Source organism: Vibrio sp. 10N.261.54.E10, assembly GCF_002877735.2.
GTDB classification, from domain to species: Bacteria; Pseudomonadota; Gammaproteobacteria; order Enterobacterales; family Vibrionaceae; genus Vibrio; species Vibrio crassostreae_C.
Map to the genome: position 1 here is coordinate 1,120,921 of NZ_MCXE02000002.1, position 18,113 is coordinate 1,139,033.

Genomic DNA, 18,113 nt, shown 5'->3' on the forward strand with positions numbered 1-18,113 from the left:
AAAATCCCCCTGGCGCCAAGTATTGCTTGGTTGCTGACAAGTAAGGAGTCTATATGATGTCTACGGTATCTACATCCGTACCTACATCTCCAGCTGGTAATACAGCTTCGACAGAGAAAGAAGTAAACCATCCATTTCTTTCTTTGGTCATCATGGTAATCGTTGCAGCAATCGCAACCTATTTTATCCCTGCAGGCGAGTTTGAACGAGTGGTCATGAATGGCCGCACGGTTATCGACCCAGACAGCTACACACAATTGACCAGCAACCCAACAACATTAGCCTCTTTTTTCGAATCATTTTTTAAAGGCTTCAAATCCGCTTCTGGCGTGATGGGCGTTGTGGTATTTGTGGGTGGTGCTTTTGGCATTATCAAACACATGGGCTTGTTAGACGCATCCGTTGTTGCACTAACCACTAAGCTAAAGAAGCAAGGCTTGTACGTAATTGCGCCTGTGATCATGACGGCGATTTTCTTCAACGTCACCTTCACCGGTATGCGTGAACTTGATGTCATCTTTATCTCTTTGATGATCCCGATCTGTATCAAGCTTGGCTATGACGCGATTACGGCACTTGGCGTTGTTTTACTGGCAAGTTGTGCCGGTTTCGCAGCCGCTTTGGCTAACCCATTCTTTACGGGTATCGCACACACTATCGCTGAACTGCCTATGTATTCAGGCATGTGGTATCGCTTTATTGTTGGCATGTTCATGTTGCTAACAGGTGCTTGGTATGTACTTAACTACGCGCGCAAAGTTAAGCAAGACCCGACCAAAGGTTTGTTGCACGGTACGGGTTACCACTACGAATCAAACGTTGAAGCTAAGTCTCTGACGGTTCGTGAGAAGCTAGCAGGTATCGCATTCTTAGGCGTGTTCGCATACATGATCTTCGGTACTCTGACGATGGGCTTTGGCTTTACTGAGATCGCAGGTGCGTTTGTGGCAATGGCGATCATTCCTGGCTTGGTGGCAGGATTGTCTCCTAACAAGATTTGTGAATATTGGACTAAAGGTGTCAGCGATGTATTAGTTGCTGTGTTGATCATCTTCTTTGCGCGTTCGGTGTTGACCATCATGGAAGACGCGAAGATTGTCGATTCGATTATCTACTATCTTGCGCAGATCATTTCTGGCAGCTCTAAGCTTGTTGCGGCGGCAGGTATCTACTTCTCACAAGCTGCGATCAACCTGTTTATCCCGTCGGGCAGTGGTCAAGCGGTGATTACTATGCCAATTATCATTCCACTGGCAGATATTGGTGAAGTGACTCGTCAAGTTGCTGCGTTGGCGTCTCAATTGGGTGATGGTATCTCGAATTACATTTATCCAACCAACGGTGGCTTGCTGGCGGTACTGGCGATTGCGAAAGTCCCTTATGGTAAGTGGGTGCGTTTCTTCTTACCACTGTTCTTGTTCTGGTCGGTAGGCGCTTTGGTTTCTGTTGTGATTGCTCAAATGATTGAGTTAGGGCCTTTCTAAGGTTTCTGTTTAATCGAATACATGGACAGTTAAGGCTTAACTGAAGCTGTGTGAGTAAATAAGAAGGCAGCGAATTCGCTGCCTTTTTTCGTTTAAAGAAAAGCTATTCCAACGTTAAAGGTTACTCTTCAAATTGGTAAGAAGAGGGCACCACAATCACGCCTTGTTTTGATATGTGGAAGCGTTTCGCATCGGCAAGGCTATCAAGACCGATCTGGGTTCCGTCAGGCACCTTAACGTTCTTGTCGATGATGCAGTTTTGAATGTGGCAATTTTTTCCAATCTCAACATCTTCAAACAAGATACTATCAATCACGATTGCCGCGTTGTTCACTTTTACCTTCGGGAAAAAGATAGAGTTTTGCGCTGAGCCACCTTCAATCACTACGCCATTCGCGATCATCGAGTTGATGAAAATCCCTTGATTTCCCTCTACCGAAGCAATGGTTCGTGCGGGTGGCAGCTGCGGTTCGTAAGTACGAATTGCCCAATCTGGCTGATACAAATCGATTGGCGAAGTTGGCTTTAACAAATCCATGTTCGATTGATAATAAGAGTCGATCGTACCCACATCTCTCCAGTAAGCATCTTGGGTTACGCGACCTTCTTCGTCACCAAACTTATACGCGTAAACACTGTTGTTGCCGACTAACTTGGGAATGATGTCTTTACCGAAATCGTGGCTTGAGTCTGGATCTTCGGCGTCCGCCAGTAGCGCTTGTGTTAGTACTTCTTTATCAAAGACGTAAATACCCATTGAAGCCATGCTTCGAGTTGGCCTACCAGGTACACATGCAGGGTAACGTGGCTTTTCGGTAAAGTTATTGATCTCTAGAGATTCATCTATCTCCATCACACCAAACTCTTTGGCTTCGTCAATCGAAACCTCCATGCACGCCACAGTTAGGTCGGCCTCGTTCTTTTTGTGCTGCTTGAGCATTGGTGCGTAATCCATGCGATAGATATGGTCACCGGATAACACCACCACATGCTTGGCTTCACTGCGTGAAAGTAGATACAAGTTTTGATAAATCGCATCGGCAGTACCGCTGTACCAGCTATCACCGGTTCGCATTTGTGGAGGAACATTGGTGATGTATTCGCCGAGCTCAGGGTTAAGCACCGACCAACCATCTCTTAAATGTTTTTGCAAAGAGTGAGATTTGTACTGAGTCAGCACCAAAATTTGGCGTAGCCCAGAGTGTAAGCAGTTCGCGAGAGTGAAATCGATGATTCGATATTTGCCACCAAAGGGTACCGCAGGTTTTGCACGGTTATCAGTGAGAGGGGAAAGCCGAGAGCCAACACCGCCGGCCAGAACGATTGTTAGAGTGTCTTGCATGATCAGAACCTCAATGTATTTATGATTATGAACATAGACTTGCAAGCACTAAGCCAAATGTAACTCATTGAATATTATACGCGGCAAGATTGATTCTTGTAGAGCTGCACCAAAATGATGCGTGCGAGATATTGGCTTGCTCTATTTTGATCCAAAGAGAGCTGAGCAAAGTGAAGGGATTGGATTAACAAAATGACGCACGGAAAAGTTGCATTACAAAACTGTCAATAAAATGAAGAGATAAAGTGATCGGGTCGATATAAATTTACATAAATAATCACAACTTTTCACAAATTGATTTCCATCAATAAAGTAGGGTTATTCTATGATACCTTGCACGCAAAATAAGAAATGATTACTCATTCACCAACAAAGATTAAGCCCCCAAAAGGAAATTATAATGAAAAAAACAGTATGTGGTATTGCGGTTATTGCGGCTCTTATGTCAACCAACGTTCTTGCTCATAAAGAAGGTGATTTCATCATCCGTGCAGGTGCAGCAACAGTATCTCCAAACGACAGCAGCGGCGCTGTACTTAATAACCCTGACCTGGAATTCTCAGTTGATTCTGATACTCAGCTTGGCCTGACTTTCGGTTACATGTTCACTGACAACATCAGCTTTGAAGTATTGGCAGCGAGCCCTTTTTCTCACAGTATCTCTGTTAATGGTCTAGGCAAAATTGCCGACACGAAACACCTCCCGCCAACGTTCATGGTTCAATACTACTTTGGTGAAGCGAACAGCGACTTCCGTCCTTACGTAGGTGCGGGTATAAACTACACGGTATTTTTCGATGAAAGTTTGAATGGTACGGGTAAAGCTGCAGGCTTAAGTGACTTATCTCTTGATGATTCTTGGGGCTTGGCTGCCAACATCGGTATTGATTACATGATCAATGAAGACTGGTTCCTGAATGCGTCAGTTTGGTATGCAGACATCGGTACGACAGCTAAGTACAAGCAAACAGTAGGTGGAACTACAACACAATACTCTACAGACGTTGATATCGACCCATGGGTATTCATGATCGGTGGTGGTTACAACTTCTAACCTACGATTCAGTTTACTAAGGCGCTCAAGCACCAGCCAGCTTGGGCGCTTTTTTTTGCTTGCTCGTTAATTAAACGCTCAATCTAACCTAGTGTTGTTATGGGTAAAGCGAACTGATTGTCGTCATTTATTGTTAATAAAAGAGAAAGATAACTGTCATAACAGCCCTCTATGATCGCGGTTCTAATTATGGAGGATATATGAATCGTAAATTTAATAAGCTGACTTTATTACTGCCTATCGCGGTAAGTTCTGCTCTGGTTGGGTGCTCTCAGTCAACTTCAACGACTGCAGGATCATCTCAAACATCACTTGATGCTTTTAGCCTTCAATGCCAATCCATTCAACAACCGAACAAGACAGATGCCACTGTTACCGGGATTAGTCTGGTTGGTCGTGCTATTGCTGACGCCCCGTTTGATACTTCTGCAGCCGAAATCGTCAGCTACGATTCATGTACCGACAAGCTTTATGTGGTTAACGCTCAAGCACAGAAAGTTGATGTGTTATCGATGGACTCTGATAGTGCACCCACATCTGAAGGCTCTATCGATCTTCAATCAGCAGCCGCAGCTTCTGGCATTAATATCGGTGCTGCAAACAGTGTATCGACTCATCAGGGCTTAGTTGCGGTTGCAATTGAGAACGCCGACAAGCAACAAAACGGCATCATTGCACTTTATCGTTCAGACACGTTAGAGCTGATCACTACTTATACGGCTGGTGCATTACCGGACATGGTGAGCTTCTCGAAAGATGGTCGCTATATTGCCTCTGCAAATGAAGGTGAGCCGAATGCGGATTACAGCATTGATCCTGAAGGTTCAGTAACGCTGGTGGATCTAACCGGTGGTCCTCTGCAAGCGACAGTCACTCAGATTGATTTCAAGGCATTCAACCAAGGTCAGCCTCGGCATGCAGAGCTGACCGACAAGGTTCGAATCTCTGCGCCGAATGCAACCGTAGCTCAAGACCTTGAACCGGAATACCTAACGTTTGCGGATAACGGAAAACTCTACGTTGCCCTGCAAGAGAACAACGCTTTGGCCGCGATTGATGTGGCGAGTGTACAAGTGGATGCGATTCTTGGACTAGGCGGCAAGCCTTGGGACAGCGCTAAGCTAGATGCGTCAAACAAAGACAAAAACATCGGTAATCTACAAAGCTACGCAATGTTAGAAGGCCTTTACATGCCAGATAGCATCACCAGCTACAGTGTTGATGGTAACACCTACATTGTGACTGCGAACGAAGGTGATGGTCGTGAATATGGCATCAAAACGACGCAAAAAGTGTGTGACGAGAAAGGTTTTGAGTGGGATGGCGATGACTATAAAGGCACCGAAAACTACACCACAGAAAAAGATTTTTGTATCGCTTATGTCGATGAAGTGCGTGGCAAGAAGTTAGACGTTGACGCTAACCACCCATTAGCGGGCGCATTGAAAGACAACAAGCAACTTGCACGTCTTAAAGTGATTAAGCCACAAGGGATACTCGCTGCTGACCAAAAGGTTCAAGCATTTGGTAGTCGTTCTTTCTCTATCTGGGATGAGTCGGGCGAGCTAGTGTTTGATAGCGGCGATGATTTTGCTCGAATCGTACTTGAGCAAGATCCTGCAAATTTTAACAGCACCAATGATAACAACCAAAGTGGTGACGATCGCAGTGATGATAAAGGGATTGAACCTGAAGCCATCGAAGTGGCTGAGATCAACGGAAAGCAGTATGCCTTTATTGGACTTGAGCGCCAAGGTGGCATCATGGTTTACGATGTAACGCAGCCCAAGAGCGCAAGTTTCATCAGCTACTTGAACAACCGCGACTTTACTCAGCCAGTGTGCACCAAGGTTGATGAAGACGGTGATTGCGACAACGATACTTACAACTCGAAAGCGGGTGACTTAGGTCCAGAATCAATCAAGTATTTCACTCGCTCTGGTAACCACTTTATCGCGGTCGGCAATGAAGTGAGTGGTAGCACGTCAGTTTACCGCGTTGAGTTCTAATCTCGCTTATTGCTAACAATTAAATTGAATCAAAACAAAAGCGCCACGACTTGTTAAGTCGTGGCGTTTTTTTAGTTCATAGCTTATTTCATCGCTGATTTAGTCGCGATAGCAAAGGCCTATGGCTGTTGCTTAGTTGGTGCTAGAGCAATCTCACGGATACATACGTTTTGCGGTTGTTGGTAAGCGAATGATACTGCGCGAGCAATATCGTCAGCTGCCAATACGCCGCCCATGTCTTCTTTCCAAGAATCGTAACCGTCTTTGATCTCTTGAGATGTTGTGTGAGACAGAAGCTCAGTCTCTACAGCACCCGGTGCGATAGTGGTAACACGAACATTTGAAGCAGCAACTTCTTCACGAACGTTCTCAGAAATCGCGTGTACTGCGAATTTAGTACCACAGTAAGCAGCATGGCTTGGGAAAGTTTTCTTACCCGCGATAGAGCTGATGTTGATGATAGTACCAGTGTTGCGTTCCATCATAGGCGCAAGTACAGATTGCATGCCGTTTAGAAGACCAATTACGTTCACGTCGAACATTGTCTTCCACTCTTGAGCGTCTTGAGTATCGATTTGACCAAGAAGCATTGCACCAGCGTTGTTGATAAGCGCGTCTACAGGGCCAAATTTCTCTTCACCTTGTGCGATTGCTGCATCAAAAGACGCTTTGTCTGTTACGTCTACTTTTACTGATAGTGAGTTTGGTAGGTTCAACGCTTCAAGGCGGTCAACACGACGAGCTAAAAGTAGAAGAGGGTGACCTTCATCGCTTAGACGACGAGCGATTGCTTCACCAATACCAGAGCTTGCACCTGTAATTACGATTAGTTTTTTCATTTTATTTCCTCTGTACTTTTTTGCGTCGGTTGGCTACGACGTATTGTTTAAGTGCATTCGAATCAAGTGCTTGCTGCCTTGCTTCGTTGCGATGGAGGTATATTAAGGAAAATAGCATTGTTGATATATAGCGCTTTACTTGAAACACTGTTGCTGTGGTGCAACAATAAGTGCGTTCATTTTATTACTTCATGCTTTTTAAATTTCACAAGTAAGCTGGCGGCCATGCTCAATCAAATTAACCTGTCTGATATTCGTTCTTTCGTGCTTATCGCTCGTTTAGGTAACTTCACCAAAGCGGCGGAGGAGCTGGATGTGTCACGCTCTCACGTATCACGCCAAGTGAGTAGCCTAGAAAAGCAAATGGGAGTGACTCTGTTTATCCGCACTACTCGAACCTTAAGGCTGACTCACGCTGGGCAAGATCTGTACGCGAGATGTGAACAAGCCTTAGATAATATAGACCAAGCTCTGATTGCTGCTGTGGATGATGTCGAAGAAGTACGTGGCGACATAAAAGTAAACTGTGTTGGCGGTTATTTGGGTGAAGTGATCATCGCGGATTTGGTCAATGAGTTTATGCAGCTCTACCCAGACATCAGCATCAGCCTTGATTTCAGTAGTAACCGAGTCGATTTGATTGAAGACGCCTTTGATATCGCTTTTCGTATGGGGAGCTTAGAAGACGCGGGCTTTATCGCAAGAAAGCTATTGGATATTGAAATGGGAACACTCGCGAGCCCTGAGTATTTCACTCGCAAAGGGAAGCCAAGCCATCCTAAAGATCTGATCCGCCATGATTGCTTAACGGGATCGGTGCGTAAGTGGAGCTTTCAAGCACTGGACGATACTAAGAAAACAGTCGATGTGCATGTGACGGGCAGGTTGCAATGTAAGAATGGACGAGTGTTGGTACAGGGCGCGAAGTCGGGCAACGGAATTATTCGTGTTCCAACTATCTATTGCTTACAAGAACTCAACGACGGGCAACTGCTGCAAGTGTTTGATGAGTGGATAGTACCTAAAGTGGACTTTTCAGCGATCTACCATCGAGACCGCTATCAACCAAGTCGAATTCGAACCTTCATTGATTTTGTAAAAGGTCGCTTTGAGCAAATGCCAGTGAGCTAAGTGCTGCTTGTTGCCTTCCTTTTTCTGTCTGCTGTTTTTGGCAATAGTTGGACTAGCTCAAACTTACATCTCGTCGATTTCGTTTTGTAGGTTTTCCAGCTGGTCTAGAATCAACAAGAACTTTTCGCCGAACGGCGTCACTTGGTATTCAACTCTTGGTGGTAGTTCGTTGAACATTTGCTTGTCTAAAATTCCAAATTCTACATTTCGCTTCAAACATTCATTCAATACCTTGGTCTATAGCCCTTCTACTGAGCGCACCATTTCACCGGGGCGATTAATGCCATTTGCCAATAATTGGTAAACCGTTAGCGACCATTTACAGCCATAGATGGTTTCTACCATGCGAGCTGAGCGCTCTGGTGCTGATTTTCTTGAAAAAAAGTTTTCCTGATTTTTCATAAAGATGTACCAATAAGTACCTACCTAACCGATTTGTACTTACTATTCATAGTGTTAGTTCAAAGCCTAAGATTACCACGTTCACATGACTTAGGAGATAACAAAATGAACTTCACTAAAAATGGTATTGCAGTCGTAATCGGTGGCACAAGTGGTATGGGCTTTGAAACCGCGAAGCAGTTAGTCGCTCAAAACATCCATGTGTTGGTTGTCGGCAATAACCCAACTAAGTTAGATAAAGCGGTGTCAGAGCTGCAATCGTTAGGTCACGCTTCAGGTTGGCAAAAGCTGGCTTGCACGCTTTAACACAGCACATGGCGATGGAGCTTGCGGACTACAACATTCGCGTGAATGCGGTTTCTCCTGCTGTTGTTAAAACGCCGATTTACGAATCTTTCATCAAACCTGAAGAAGTGGATCAAGCGCTAGAAGGCTTCAACGCGTTCCATCCTATTGGTCGAGTAGGTTTGCCGAAAGACATCGCTAATAGCATCTCTTTCCTACTGTCAGACAGTGCAGATTGGGTAACGGGTGCAATCTGGGATGTTGATGGCGGAGTGATTGCTGGCCGCAATTAATTAGGATTCTTTTTAGGTGGCTATCGCGCAGGCAAAATAGCAGCGAGATAGCCTCCTTGATCAGTATTCGCGTAGAATAGAAACGAGAAAGACAACAATAATAATTAAAACGATAACAAGAGTAAGGTCGCCATTATGTTCAATATGGACTTTTCAAAGAGACTGGTTATAGAAACCGAGACATTAGATTGGGTCGCAAGCCCTGCTAAAGGGGTTTGGCGTAAGCCACTTGAAAGAGAAGAGAAAGAATCGGGCCACACGACCAGCGTGGTGAAGTACGATCCTGACTCTTCGTTTTCTGAGCACCCACATCCGCAAGGTGAAGAGATCTTCGTATTAGAGGGTGTGTTCTCTGATGAAACCGGAGATTTCCCAGCGGGCACTTATATCCGTAATCCGCCGGGCAGCGCGCATTCCCCATCCAGCAAAAATGGCTGTACGATCTTGGTTAAGCTCAACCAGTTTGACGCGAGAGACTTAACTCAAGTTCGTATTAATACTTTGGAAACAGAATGGCTTCAGGGTATTGGCGGCTTACAAGTGATGCCACTGCATGAGTTCGAACACGAGCATGTCGCGTTAGTGAAGTGGCCGGTTGGCGAACGTTTTCAGCCGCATCGCCACTTTGGCGATGAAGAGATATTTGTACTTTCTGGCACCTTTAAAGACGAACATGGTGAGTATCCAAAACACACATGGATGCGCAGCCCACACATGAGTGAGCATTTTCCTTATGTGGAAGAAGAGACGGTTATCCTAGTGAAAACAGGGCATCTGCCATTGGATTAAAGGAATGCTTAGTAAAAGATGAGAAAGCCGCATTGTTTTGAACAAGCGGCTTTTTTTAGTTTTTATATATGAGCTGACTAGTACGCAACACCAATACGTTGGCGTGGGAATTTGCCAGCTTCGAGTTCATCAATCATCGCAATAGCTGACTGAAATTTTGCTGTTACCATCTTCGTCGGTGAGAAGTTGATCGCCACCAGTGCGGTAGGTCGATAGTTTCTCGCCCGGGAATATTTCTGCGGCAGGGCTAACGAACGTCCAGTTAACTTCGCTATTAGATTGCTTGAACACTTCAAGAGCTTCGCCCTGTGCTAGCGCTTCGTTTTTGTAATCCGCAGGGAAGTCAGGAACAGTCACTAGCGGTACGTTTGGCGCTACTTCTAATGAGCCAGCTCCGCCAACCCAAAGTAGGCGATCGATACCGATGCTCGGTAATGTTGCCAGCAATTTAGTCGCAGTGTTTTTTACGATGTCGTGATTACCCAGAGCACGTCCGCCAATCGAAGTAATGACTGCATCAACGCCGGATAGTGCGTTTGCTAGACTTGCCGCTTCATCTTGTAAATCAAATGAACGAACCTCAACATCGCTAATCTCTACACGGCTTGCATCTCTTACAACAGCAACGACTTCGTGTCCGCGATCTTGAGCTTCTTGAGCGATGTGACTACCAATTCAACCTGATGCACCTAATACTGCAATTTTCATAATGTCTCTCCAATTATCTAATTTATTGAGTCTGTTTCTCGACAGCCATTGCAGTCTAATAGCTCACTAGGTTGCAATAAATATCATAAAATGATGTAAATTGTATCTATGTAGCTAGCTAATAGGTTTTATTCAGTGGATAAGGGAAAGTGTGATGGATAGGTTGACGGCAATGCGTAGCTTTGTCGAAGTTGCGAATTGTGCCAGCTTCACCCAAGCAGCTGAGCATTTGGACATGAGTAGGTTGCAGGTTTCACGTCATGTTCAAGAGATAGAAGGGTGGCTGAAGCAGAGGCTATTACATAGGACGACTCGAAAGGTGAGCTTGACGGCGGCAGGGGAAATCGCTCTGCAGCGCTGTGAGAAAATCCTCCATGAGACCGCTGAGTTAGAAATTACGTCACTCAATCAAACCGATGATCTTTCTGGAACCATTCGAATTGCAGCCCCCATCGGGTTAACTCAGCATATGTTGTTGGATGTGGTCGAGCAGTTTACCGAGCGCCACCCTAATATCACGGTCGAACTGTTTGCCTCAGACCGCTTTACTCAGCTAGTGGATGAGAGGATCGATATTGCACTTCGTTATACCGATCAACCTGATGATAGTTTGATTGCACGAAAGCTAATGGTCATTGATTCAGTGGTGTGTGCCTCGCAAGCCTACTTGGACAAACATGGTGAACCTGAAACTGTCGAAGCGCTTCGACAGCATAATTGCTTTCGGCATTTGAATGTTTCTAAGTGGGATTTTGTTAAGGACAATCAACACTATTCGGTTGAGGTGTCTGGCACTATCAAGGCTAATGATGTTGGAGTGCTAACTCGCGCCGCACAGCACGGGAAAGGGGTAGTTCGTTTACCTTGTGACTTAGCCAACCCACTGATTGCGAATGGCAAATTGATACGAATATTGGATGAGTTTGTTTCGCCAAGCAGCGTGCTTTGGGCGGTGTATCTGTCTCGCAGCTATCAGCTGCCGGTTGTTCGTCAGTTTATTGATTTTGCGGCACAAGCTTGGGCTAGCGATATCAGGTCTAATGATGTTAGAAACTTCATAGGCAATGATACATAGCGACAAAAATTAAAAGCCCATAAATACAAAAATCCGATATCAATGGTGATATCGGATTTGAACTCAATAATTCAGAGTTCCAGCACGCTCTCCTCTCACGAAGTCTTTACATGTAATGATGTACGGATAATCGGGTATTTATTACCTTTTCGTTTACGTCTGGTAAAGGCTGATACAAGCTTCTCGTAATGTCGGATAATACTTGGTCGTAAACTTGCGACACGACGCTAGAGATATCACTGGTTAATTCGTACATGCTATCTGCCGGTTGGGTCGCTTCAGTGCTTGATGCGATCTCGGTGAGTGCATGCATCGCACGCGTACAAACCGGTGACCCACTACTAAGAGGGCAGATAATCGATAACTGATTGAGTTTTCTGTGTGTCTGAGAGGCGTAGAATTTGAATCTCAAATACTCCTCAGGCTTCTCCATATCAGGGATACACATTCGTAATTTGGTCAGGATCTCCATGCAATCTAAGATCTGTTGCCAATTCATGTGGTACTCACGGCTCATGTCTTCACGCTCAGACTGAATTAGCCAGATGATCATTACTTCATCCATCAAGAACATGCTATGGCGAATTGTTTTGCCATGAATCGATTGGTTACGCACCAAGCTACGGTTTTGCCAGTCGCTGTGCATAGCGATGAGCTTGAGGTGATAGATGCGATACATAGGGCGGCTGTCAAACGACACATGGGATTGAAGCAGCTCAGATACCTCAAGTATGTTGTCGTAAATCTCGTTCACTTTACGAATCGAGTCGCTAGACAATTTATACGCCAGAGCGTAATGCGTTGCCGCGCGGTGTTTGCGTGATAACAACAATAACTCTCTAAGCAGAACTAAGGTTTCAAACCTGTGTGATAGCGCTGTTTGTCTCTTTTTTGAAAAGTGAAACAGTGCAGCAAGCACTGCAATCGATAAACCCACTGAAATAACTACAAACATATTCAACTCCTAATATTTGCATACCTACTTAGTGGTAGTGCAGACACCGTGCCAAAATAAATAAATCTTATATTTCAATTGCTTATGTTTTATCGGTAATTATGGGTGATCAATATTGGTGCATAAGGTCACCAATTGAGTGAAAACGTTTCAGTTATTGCGGTAATTTTTGAGAGGTTAAACTTATTGATTTGGTGTGTTTTAATACAAGGCTTTGTCATTAATCACACTCAATGCGCAGCATGTTTTAGGACAAGATACAGAAACGAAAAGGCCTCACTCTTTATATGCTTTTAACTAGAAATAGCAATAAGTAGTGAGGCCTTTCAATATTCATTCTGACGTTTGTATCTATTTTGATGATTGCTGACCGTCAGTATTGAGAGTTAACGATTAAACGTTATGCAAGCTTAAGGTCGAACTCGGTGCGGTACATCACCATATCTTCAATGGTCAGTACTGGCATGTTGTGCATTTTACCGAAAGCAACGATCTCTGGCGCTTTTGCCATCGTGCCGTCTGGATTGGTTACTTCACACAGCACGCCTGCTGATTGAAGACCTGCCATTTGCATAAGATCCACAGTGCCCTCTGTGTGACCGCGGCGTGCAAGTACGCCACCTTTACGAGCACGTAATGGGAATACGTGGCCAGGGCGAGCAAGGTCAGTAGGCTTAGCTGTTGGGTTTGCAGCTGTCTTGATCGTTGTTACACGGTCAGCGGCAGAAACACCTGTTGTTACGCCAACTTTTGCTTCGATAGTGACGGTGAACGCAGTTTGGTTTGCGCTGTTGTTATCAACAACCATAGGTGGAAGTTCAAGTTGGTTTGCTTGCTCGTCGGTTAGACATAGGCACACAATTCCACTGCATTCGCGGATCATAAGCGCCATTTGAGCATTGGTTAGGTGTTCTACTGAGTAGATGATGTCGCCTTCGTTCTCACGATCTTCATCGTCAAGTAGAAGTACGCCACGACCTTCGCGCAGAGCTTGCAGTGCGTTTTCAACGCGAGTGATTGGTTCGCCAAATTCGGCAAGTAGTGAAGACTGATTCATGGTTAAACTCCTAAAATATCACCAGAATCAGGGCTGTATGAGGGATCTCAACCGAGCACAACAAAGCCTACTCATTACAAGTAACTTGTACCAATCGTAGTAAACAACTGGTCATTCTAGCTAGTTAAAACCCTTGATAACGGCGTTAGAATTTTTGACTGTAGAATAACTACTTATCGAAAAATTTTGCCTTGTTCTCAAGCGTTTTTCCTGCGCTATCTCTGATCATTTATTTACTGTGATTGGTATTAGCTCATTATGGTTTTATCCAAAACGAAATGCACCCGCCTAAGTTGGAGGTACGAACCCAACTCACGCGGGTACGCTTTTCCAACTTAAACGAGTGTGTTTTCATTCTCTCTCATCCGGACTATAACCGTCGGCTCTGGCATCTCACCAGATCTGCTGACCTCGACGAATCGAGCGCTCGCGGGCTTATCTTTAGATTTTGCTAAGGACATACCGCCGGTGGGGAATTTCGCCCCGCCCTGAGAATAAAAATTAATAATTTGTTTTGCTTTGAAAGCAGACCAGATGGTAATCCTTTCGATAGTGGATTTAAAGGACTGACAGCAAAGTTTTTCAGATTCTGGCCTTATAATCCGGTAAGTGTTCACTTTATCGGCAGACCTTAGCGTGTGGTGTATAGCGGTGCGCAGGCTATGTTTAGTGGGTTTTGATGTCTATATGTACACAAGTGGATGGTCTGGATTATTGGTGATGGCGTGACAGTTCATCAGCTCAATACTTAAGAGGCCCTTTAATCGATTATTGTTACACCATGACGGCTTACTGACCGTTTTGACATAAAATTGATATTGGCGATGCTAAGCTGCGATAGCATCCGAGCACTTTATCTCAAAGATCTTAGCCATGACTTCTCTGTTCTCTAACAAATCCAAAGGCTTATTACTGCTCGTTTTAAGCTTGTATTCTCTAGTGCCTTTTTTGATCTTTGGATCTGACTTCGACCTTGGAAGCGCGGTTCTGCCTTTCTACGGTGCTTTTATGACGTTCGTGACTTACTCGGCGGGTAATCAAGGGTTCTTGGTCACGCTCGCTGTTTTGTCTTTAGTCCTGCTCACGATGAAGTTTTCCAAAGCTAAGTTAGTCAGTCTTTGTCTGCAGCTCGGCTTGTTGTTGGTGCTTAGCTTTGCAGCGAAAACCTTCTTAAAGTATTCCACTGAGAGCCCTCGTCCTTATTCTGAGTATTTGGTAACGCAGGAAGTCGTTGAAATGCCAGAGCTGTTTTACGAGCTGCCTTTGGTAGAAAAAAATGCCGCGATTGAATCTGTGCAAGATAAGGTCAGCGAGTGGCGAACTCGTCATTGGCATGGAGAAACGGATTACTCTTTCCCATCTGGACATATGATTTTCGTCGGTGTGTGTTTGGCGTTCTTTGGTGGTCTTCTCCTAGAGGCGAAACGCTTTTATCTAGTCGGCGGTTTACTGGTTTGGGCTGGTGGTGTCGCCTATAGCCGTGTTTGGCTTGGCATGCATCGACCAGAAGACTTAGCCGGATCTATTGCCTTTGCGGGTTTGATCTATTTATTGGTGCCGCTTATCTCAGAGCAAAAAATAGAACGCTATTTACCTGCATTTTTGAAACAGACTTCTTAGGGATCCGTCCTCACTGCAAAAGAAGGGCTCAGATTAGCAGTACGTAATAAACGCTACTGATTGAGCCCTAGCTCTGCTTGCTTCTTTTTGGTTAGACCTAAGGACACAATTCGGTGTGACTCAATGAGATAGTATCTCAGCTCCTCATCCCTTTGTGGCGTGCTTTCAAACAGCTGAATCCATTTCATACCGCGTGAAGCAAAGTAGGGTGCGGGTTTATAGCCCGGCTCTTCTTTGAGAAAGTCGAAATTCTGATCGGACGCCTTGAAGATAAACGCAGGCTCATCTTTCGGTCCCCAACCACCAATCGCAAACACCTTGCCACCCACTTTCCAAACGTGCGAGTTATTCCACTGCATCACATAACTGGTTGCAGGCAGTGACTCGCAGAATGTATTGAATTCATCGTAAGTCATAGTACGTCCTTTTATCTATTGGGTGTTTGATCTGTGGTTTTTAAGATGTCTTTCTACTTCACGTCTTTAATTCGCCAAGCACTAGCCAGCTAAACCCTGCCAGATTGCCGTAAAGCCACTGATAGAACATAGCAGCAATGAACCAATGCGTATCTTCTCTTTAGGGATGCTTTGTGTCGTCATCAATGCCACTTTATAACCCAACCAAGCCGCAGGCAGCAAAGGGATGGTAATGATCAAATGGTGCATGGTGAAGAAGCCAATCGGGATCTGAACAATCAACGATATGATCGAACTAAACACGAAAAACGCAGAAAGGTTACCACGAAGCTGATTGGCATCTTGGTGTTGTAATAGTAGTGCCATCGGCGGACCACCAATACCCGAGCTGGTGCCAAAGAACCCAGAAAAGAACCCCGCAATACCCATCTTAGTTGGGGTTGGTTCGAGTCTAAAGGGCAATAGGCTAACAATCACGGCAAATACTACCAATAAGCCCAACCATAGTGATAACACGCTCGTTGAAACCATCACCAACAAAGCACCACCTGCCAGTGACCCAGGAATACGGCCCAGCAATGCGATTTTTAATCCGCCAATAGAGATATTTGCTCGATGTTTAAAAGCGTTGAATAACGAGATAAACAGACCGATTAAACAGATAGGTGCAGGTACATAATCAGGAGAGACCAAAAACAGCAGTGGAGCTGCAACAATGGCCAAACCAAAGCCGATTGCGGTTTGCACAAATGAGCCGACAAAAATAAGTGCCATTGCGATAAGGACAGTCTGATCCATGTATTCCATAAGCCTGCGGATTAGTTTTAAAGGAGCGGGTGGATACTATAAATGAAAACCAAGAGAATAGTCTTATTATTCAGTGAGCTTTATGCCAGTTTCGCTAGTTATAGTTTCTATTATCGCGACCAACAAAAAAGCGAGTGAGTATCTCAGGATGCTTCCTTTCAATACTCACTCGCTTTATTGGAACGACTTGTTGTTTACGCTAGTGGGGGAGTCAGCATAAAACGTTAAGCCATTGCCAATTTCACTCGCTCAATCGGCTTGTCATTGATTGGTAAATGGATAAGTGCTGCTGCAAATGCCAGTACCACCGTTGACCACCAGATTGGCTCGTAAGAACCGTAGTAATCGTATATACGACCACCCACCCAAGCGCCTAAGAAGCTACCCACTTGGTGAGTAAAGAAGACCAAACCGTACAACGTTGATAGGTAACGGGCACCGAAGATCTGACGTACTAAGCCAGACGTTAGCGGAACCGTACCCAACCAACAGAATCCAATTGCCGCACCGAAGATAGCCGCGGTTGATTCAGTCACAGGCAGAGTAACAAACGCACCGATAACCACAGTACGCACTAAGTACAGTGCAGACATAACGTGGCGTTTGCTGAACTTGTCGCCCATTACACCCCAGAAGTAAGACCCGAAGATGTTGAAGATGCCAACGTAAGCCAGTGCCATTGCAGCGCTGCTCGCGGGTAGGTCTTTATCTGCTAAATAGCTCGGTAAGTGCGTTGCGATAAACATTACGTGGAAACCGCACACGAAGAAGCCCGCGTGAATCAACCAGTAACCTTTGTGAGCAAACGCTTCAGACAACGCTTCTTTGAGTGTTTGGTTCTCTTCAGCTTGCGCTTGTTTGTTTGAGGCTGCTTTAGGCGCTCGCATGAACAGCGCAAAAGAGATCATCAAACAACACAGTACGCCAAACACTTGCATCGCACTCTGCCAGTCAAATTCATTCAGCATGTATTGTGCGCCCGGAATTACCGCGAACATACCAAATGAACCTGCAGCCGTGGTTAAGCCAAACGCCTTAGCTGCGTGCTCTGCTGGTACAACTTTCGCTACTGCGCCAAGCACGATCACGTAACTTGTCGCACTCAAGCCAAGACCAACCAGTGCGCCTAACGAAACGTAAAGCATGCTCGATTCGGTAGAAATTGAGGTAAGAAGTAAACCCAAACCGTAAGCACATGCGCCAGCAATAATGATGCGTCTTGCTCCCCATTTGTCAGCGGCCATACCAACAAAAGGTTGGAACACACCGAACAATAAGTTTTGTAGAGCAATTGAGAAGCTGAAAAACTCTCGACCCGTGCCGAAATGCTCTGAAATTGGCATCATGAAAATGCCGAATGATTGTCTGATCCCTAGACTGATAATAAGTGTGCCTATCCCTAGCCATACCAGTAAAGGAAAACGGAAAATGCTCATTCTAATACTCTTAAATTAATGGTGGTGATGTGAGTGGTCTTGCGCTGACATGTGTTGGTCAGTCATCTCATGGTGATGTTCGTGCCCAGAATGATCATGCCCTGACTGCTGGTGGCAACCACTGCTTACGGCATGCTGAGCCAAGAGATCAATCAATGGCTGACTGTGATGCACAATAACCAAACTAATGACGAGGAATAACGTCATTCTGGCAAGTTGGGCAAAAAGAGATTGTGAAAACATACGGTGTTGACATGCGCTCAATGTTGTAAGAAGTCGCGCATCATAGTGATGAGTCGGGTATGTATCAAATGACCATTTGTGATGTAGTCTATGCGTTTTATGCATAGATTGTCGCTTGATTGGAATTGGTATAAAACGCGCTCAATAAATAAGAAAACTTGAAGCTCG

The 18,113-nt window shown here is 45.0% G+C and carries 15 protein-coding genes, 3 pseudogenes and 1 riboswitch; of the genes and pseudogenes, 9 read left to right on the forward strand and 9 right to left on the reverse strand.

Features of this window, described 5'->3' with window-relative positions; all coding sequences use genetic code 11:
- The first annotated feature begins 53 nt into the window (after positions 1-53).
- Positions 54-1,484, forward strand: coding sequence for a YfcC family protein (locus tag BCU07_RS16160; RefSeq protein WP_102429232.1), 1,431 nt, complete (start codon positions 54-56; stop codon positions 1,482-1,484).
- A gap of 121 nt (positions 1,485-1,605) precedes the next feature.
- On the opposite strand, the gene glgC is transcribed toward BCU07_RS16160, so the two are convergent.
- Positions 1,606-2,826 (reverse strand): glucose-1-phosphate adenylyltransferase, encoded by a 1,221-nt coding sequence (glgC, locus tag BCU07_RS16165; RefSeq protein ID WP_102429231.1) that lies wholly within the window; start codon positions 2,824-2,826, stop codon positions 1,606-1,608.
- A 400-nt stretch (positions 2,827-3,226) separates the two neighbouring features.
- Between glgC and ompW the strand changes: the two genes are divergently transcribed.
- Positions 3,227-3,880: an outer membrane protein OmpW gene (ompW, locus tag BCU07_RS16170; RefSeq protein WP_017061685.1), complete on the forward strand. Its 654-nt coding sequence runs from the start codon at positions 3,227-3,229 to the stop codon at positions 3,878-3,880.
- Between the two features lie 200 nt (positions 3,881-4,080).
- Entirely contained in the window at positions 4,081-5,889 is a 1,809-nt protein-coding gene (locus BCU07_RS16175; RefSeq protein ID WP_102429230.1) for a choice-of-anchor I family protein, read from the forward strand.
- A gap of 119 nt (positions 5,890-6,008) precedes the next feature.
- Here the strand turns inward: BCU07_RS16175 and BCU07_RS16180 are convergent, their stop codons facing one another.
- A complete protein-coding gene (locus BCU07_RS16180; protein ID WP_004733012.1) occupies positions 6,009-6,728 on the reverse strand; it encodes an SDR family oxidoreductase in 720 nt (239 codons plus the stop codon).
- A 225-nt stretch (positions 6,729-6,953) separates the two neighbouring features.
- Here BCU07_RS16180 and BCU07_RS16185 point away from each other — a divergent pair, with 225 nt between their 5' ends.
- Positions 6,954-7,859 (forward strand): LysR family transcriptional regulator, encoded by a 906-nt coding sequence (locus tag BCU07_RS16185; protein WP_102429229.1) that lies wholly within the window; start codon positions 6,954-6,956, stop codon positions 7,857-7,859.
- Positions 7,860-7,922: 63 nt separating this feature from the next.
- Here the strand turns inward: BCU07_RS16185 and BCU07_RS16190 are convergent.
- Positions 7,923-8,261, reverse strand: a pseudogene (locus tag BCU07_RS16190) (winged helix-turn-helix transcriptional regulator).
- Between the two features lie 105 nt (positions 8,262-8,366).
- Between BCU07_RS16190 and BCU07_RS16195 the strand changes: the two are divergent.
- A pseudogene (locus tag BCU07_RS16195) lies at positions 8,367-8,839 on the forward strand (SDR family NAD(P)-dependent oxidoreductase).
- Positions 8,840-8,974: 135 nt separating this feature from the next.
- Positions 8,975-9,628: a cupin domain-containing protein gene (locus BCU07_RS16200; protein ID WP_102429228.1), complete on the forward strand. Its 654-nt coding sequence runs from the start codon at positions 8,975-8,977 to the stop codon at positions 9,626-9,628.
- 77 nt (positions 9,629-9,705) lie between these two features.
- Here BCU07_RS16200 and BCU07_RS16205 read toward each other — a convergent pair.
- Positions 9,706-10,303: pseudogene (locus BCU07_RS16205) on the reverse strand (NAD(P)-dependent oxidoreductase).
- A gap of 187 nt (positions 10,304-10,490) precedes the next feature.
- Here BCU07_RS16205 and BCU07_RS16210 point away from each other — a divergent pair.
- Positions 10,491-11,411, forward strand: coding sequence for a LysR family transcriptional regulator (locus BCU07_RS16210; RefSeq protein ID WP_102429227.1), 921 nt, complete (start codon positions 10,491-10,493; stop codon positions 11,409-11,411).
- Between the two features lie 106 nt (positions 11,412-11,517).
- On the opposite strand, the gene BCU07_RS16215 is transcribed toward BCU07_RS16210, so the two are convergent.
- The gene (locus tag BCU07_RS16215) at positions 11,518-12,366 is read right to left on the reverse strand and encodes a hypothetical protein (RefSeq protein WP_102429226.1); all 849 of its coding nucleotides are present in this window, start codon (positions 12,364-12,366) and stop codon (positions 11,518-11,520) included.
- Positions 12,367-12,766: 400 nt separating this feature from the next.
- Entirely contained in the window at positions 12,767-13,423 is a 657-nt protein-coding gene (gene ribB / locus BCU07_RS16220; RefSeq protein ID WP_004733029.1) for a 3,4-dihydroxy-2-butanone-4-phosphate synthase, read from the reverse strand.
- A gap of 349 nt (positions 13,424-13,772) precedes the next feature.
- Positions 13,773-13,923: riboswitch (FMN riboswitch) on the reverse strand.
- Between the two features lie 373 nt (positions 13,924-14,296).
- Between ribB and BCU07_RS16225 the strand changes: the two genes are divergently transcribed.
- Entirely contained in the window at positions 14,297-15,043 is a 747-nt protein-coding gene (locus BCU07_RS16225; protein ID WP_102429225.1) for a phosphatase PAP2 family protein, read from the forward strand.
- Positions 15,044-15,096: 53 nt separating this feature from the next.
- Here BCU07_RS16225 and BCU07_RS16230 read toward each other — a convergent pair whose 3' ends face one another.
- From BCU07_RS16230 to BCU07_RS16240, 3 genes are all read right to left on the reverse strand, one after another.
- Positions 15,097-15,459 carry an MmcQ/YjbR family DNA-binding protein gene (locus tag BCU07_RS16230; RefSeq protein ID WP_102429224.1) on the reverse strand — a complete coding sequence of 121 codons (363 nt, stop codon included), beginning with the start codon at positions 15,457-15,459 and terminating at the stop codon, positions 15,097-15,099.
- A gap of 81 nt (positions 15,460-15,540) precedes the next feature.
- Positions 15,541-16,266, reverse strand: a complete 726-nt coding sequence (locus BCU07_RS16235) for a sulfite exporter TauE/SafE family protein (RefSeq protein ID WP_198599072.1) — start codon at positions 16,264-16,266, stop codon at positions 15,541-15,543.
- A gap of 224 nt (positions 16,267-16,490) precedes the next feature.
- Complete coding sequence (locus tag BCU07_RS16240) at positions 16,491-17,702, reverse strand: MFS transporter (protein WP_102429223.1); 1,212 nt, start codon at positions 17,700-17,702, stop codon at positions 16,491-16,493.
- A 29-nt stretch (positions 17,703-17,731) separates the two neighbouring features.
- Here BCU07_RS16240 and BCU07_RS16245 point away from each other — a divergent pair, with 29 nt between their 5' ends.
- Positions 17,732-17,881, forward strand: a complete 150-nt coding sequence (locus BCU07_RS16245; RefSeq protein WP_017061698.1) for a hypothetical protein — start codon at positions 17,732-17,734, stop codon at positions 17,879-17,881.
- Positions 17,882-18,113: the final 232 nt, after the last annotated feature.

What these genes read in the sequence shown, in the direction of transcription:
- BCU07_RS16160 (WP_102429232.1), top strand. Translation starts at nt 54, where the DNA reads ATGATGTCTACGGTATCTACATCCGTACCTACATCTCCAGCTGGTAAT.
- glgC (WP_102429231.1), bottom strand. Translation starts at nt 2,826, where the DNA reads ATGCAAGACACTCTAACAATCGTTCTGGCCGGCGGTGTTGGCTCTCGG.
- ompW (WP_017061685.1), top strand. Translation starts at nt 3,227, where the DNA reads ATGAAAAAAACAGTATGTGGTATTGCGGTTATTGCGGCTCTTATGTCA.
- BCU07_RS16175 (WP_102429230.1), top strand. Translation starts at nt 4,081, where the DNA reads ATGAATCGTAAATTTAATAAGCTGACTTTATTACTGCCTATCGCGGTA.
- BCU07_RS16180 (WP_004733012.1), bottom strand. Translation starts at nt 6,728, where the DNA reads ATGAAAAAACTAATCGTAATTACAGGTGCAAGCTCTGGTATTGGTGAA.
- BCU07_RS16185 (WP_102429229.1), top strand. Translation starts at nt 6,954, where the DNA reads ATGCTCAATCAAATTAACCTGTCTGATATTCGTTCTTTCGTGCTTATC.
- BCU07_RS16200 (WP_102429228.1), top strand. Translation starts at nt 8,975, where the DNA reads ATGTTCAATATGGACTTTTCAAAGAGACTGGTTATAGAAACCGAGACA.
- BCU07_RS16210 (WP_102429227.1), top strand. Translation starts at nt 10,491, where the DNA reads ATGGATAGGTTGACGGCAATGCGTAGCTTTGTCGAAGTTGCGAATTGT.
- BCU07_RS16215 (WP_102429226.1), bottom strand. Translation starts at nt 12,366, where the DNA reads ATGTTTGTAGTTATTTCAGTGGGTTTATCGATTGCAGTGCTTGCTGCA.
- ribB (WP_004733029.1), bottom strand. Translation starts at nt 13,423, where the DNA reads ATGAATCAGTCTTCACTACTTGCCGAATTTGGCGAACCAATCACTCGC.
- BCU07_RS16225 (WP_102429225.1), top strand. Translation starts at nt 14,297, where the DNA reads ATGACTTCTCTGTTCTCTAACAAATCCAAAGGCTTATTACTGCTCGTT.
- BCU07_RS16230 (WP_102429224.1), bottom strand. Translation starts at nt 15,459, where the DNA reads ATGACTTACGATGAATTCAATACATTCTGCGAGTCACTGCCTGCAACC.
- BCU07_RS16235 (WP_198599072.1), bottom strand. Translation starts at nt 16,266, where the DNA reads ATGGAATACATGGATCAGACTGTCCTTATCGCAATGGCACTTATTTTT.
- BCU07_RS16240 (WP_102429223.1), bottom strand. Translation starts at nt 17,702, where the DNA reads ATGAGCATTTTCCGTTTTCCTTTACTGGTATGGCTAGGGATAGGCACA.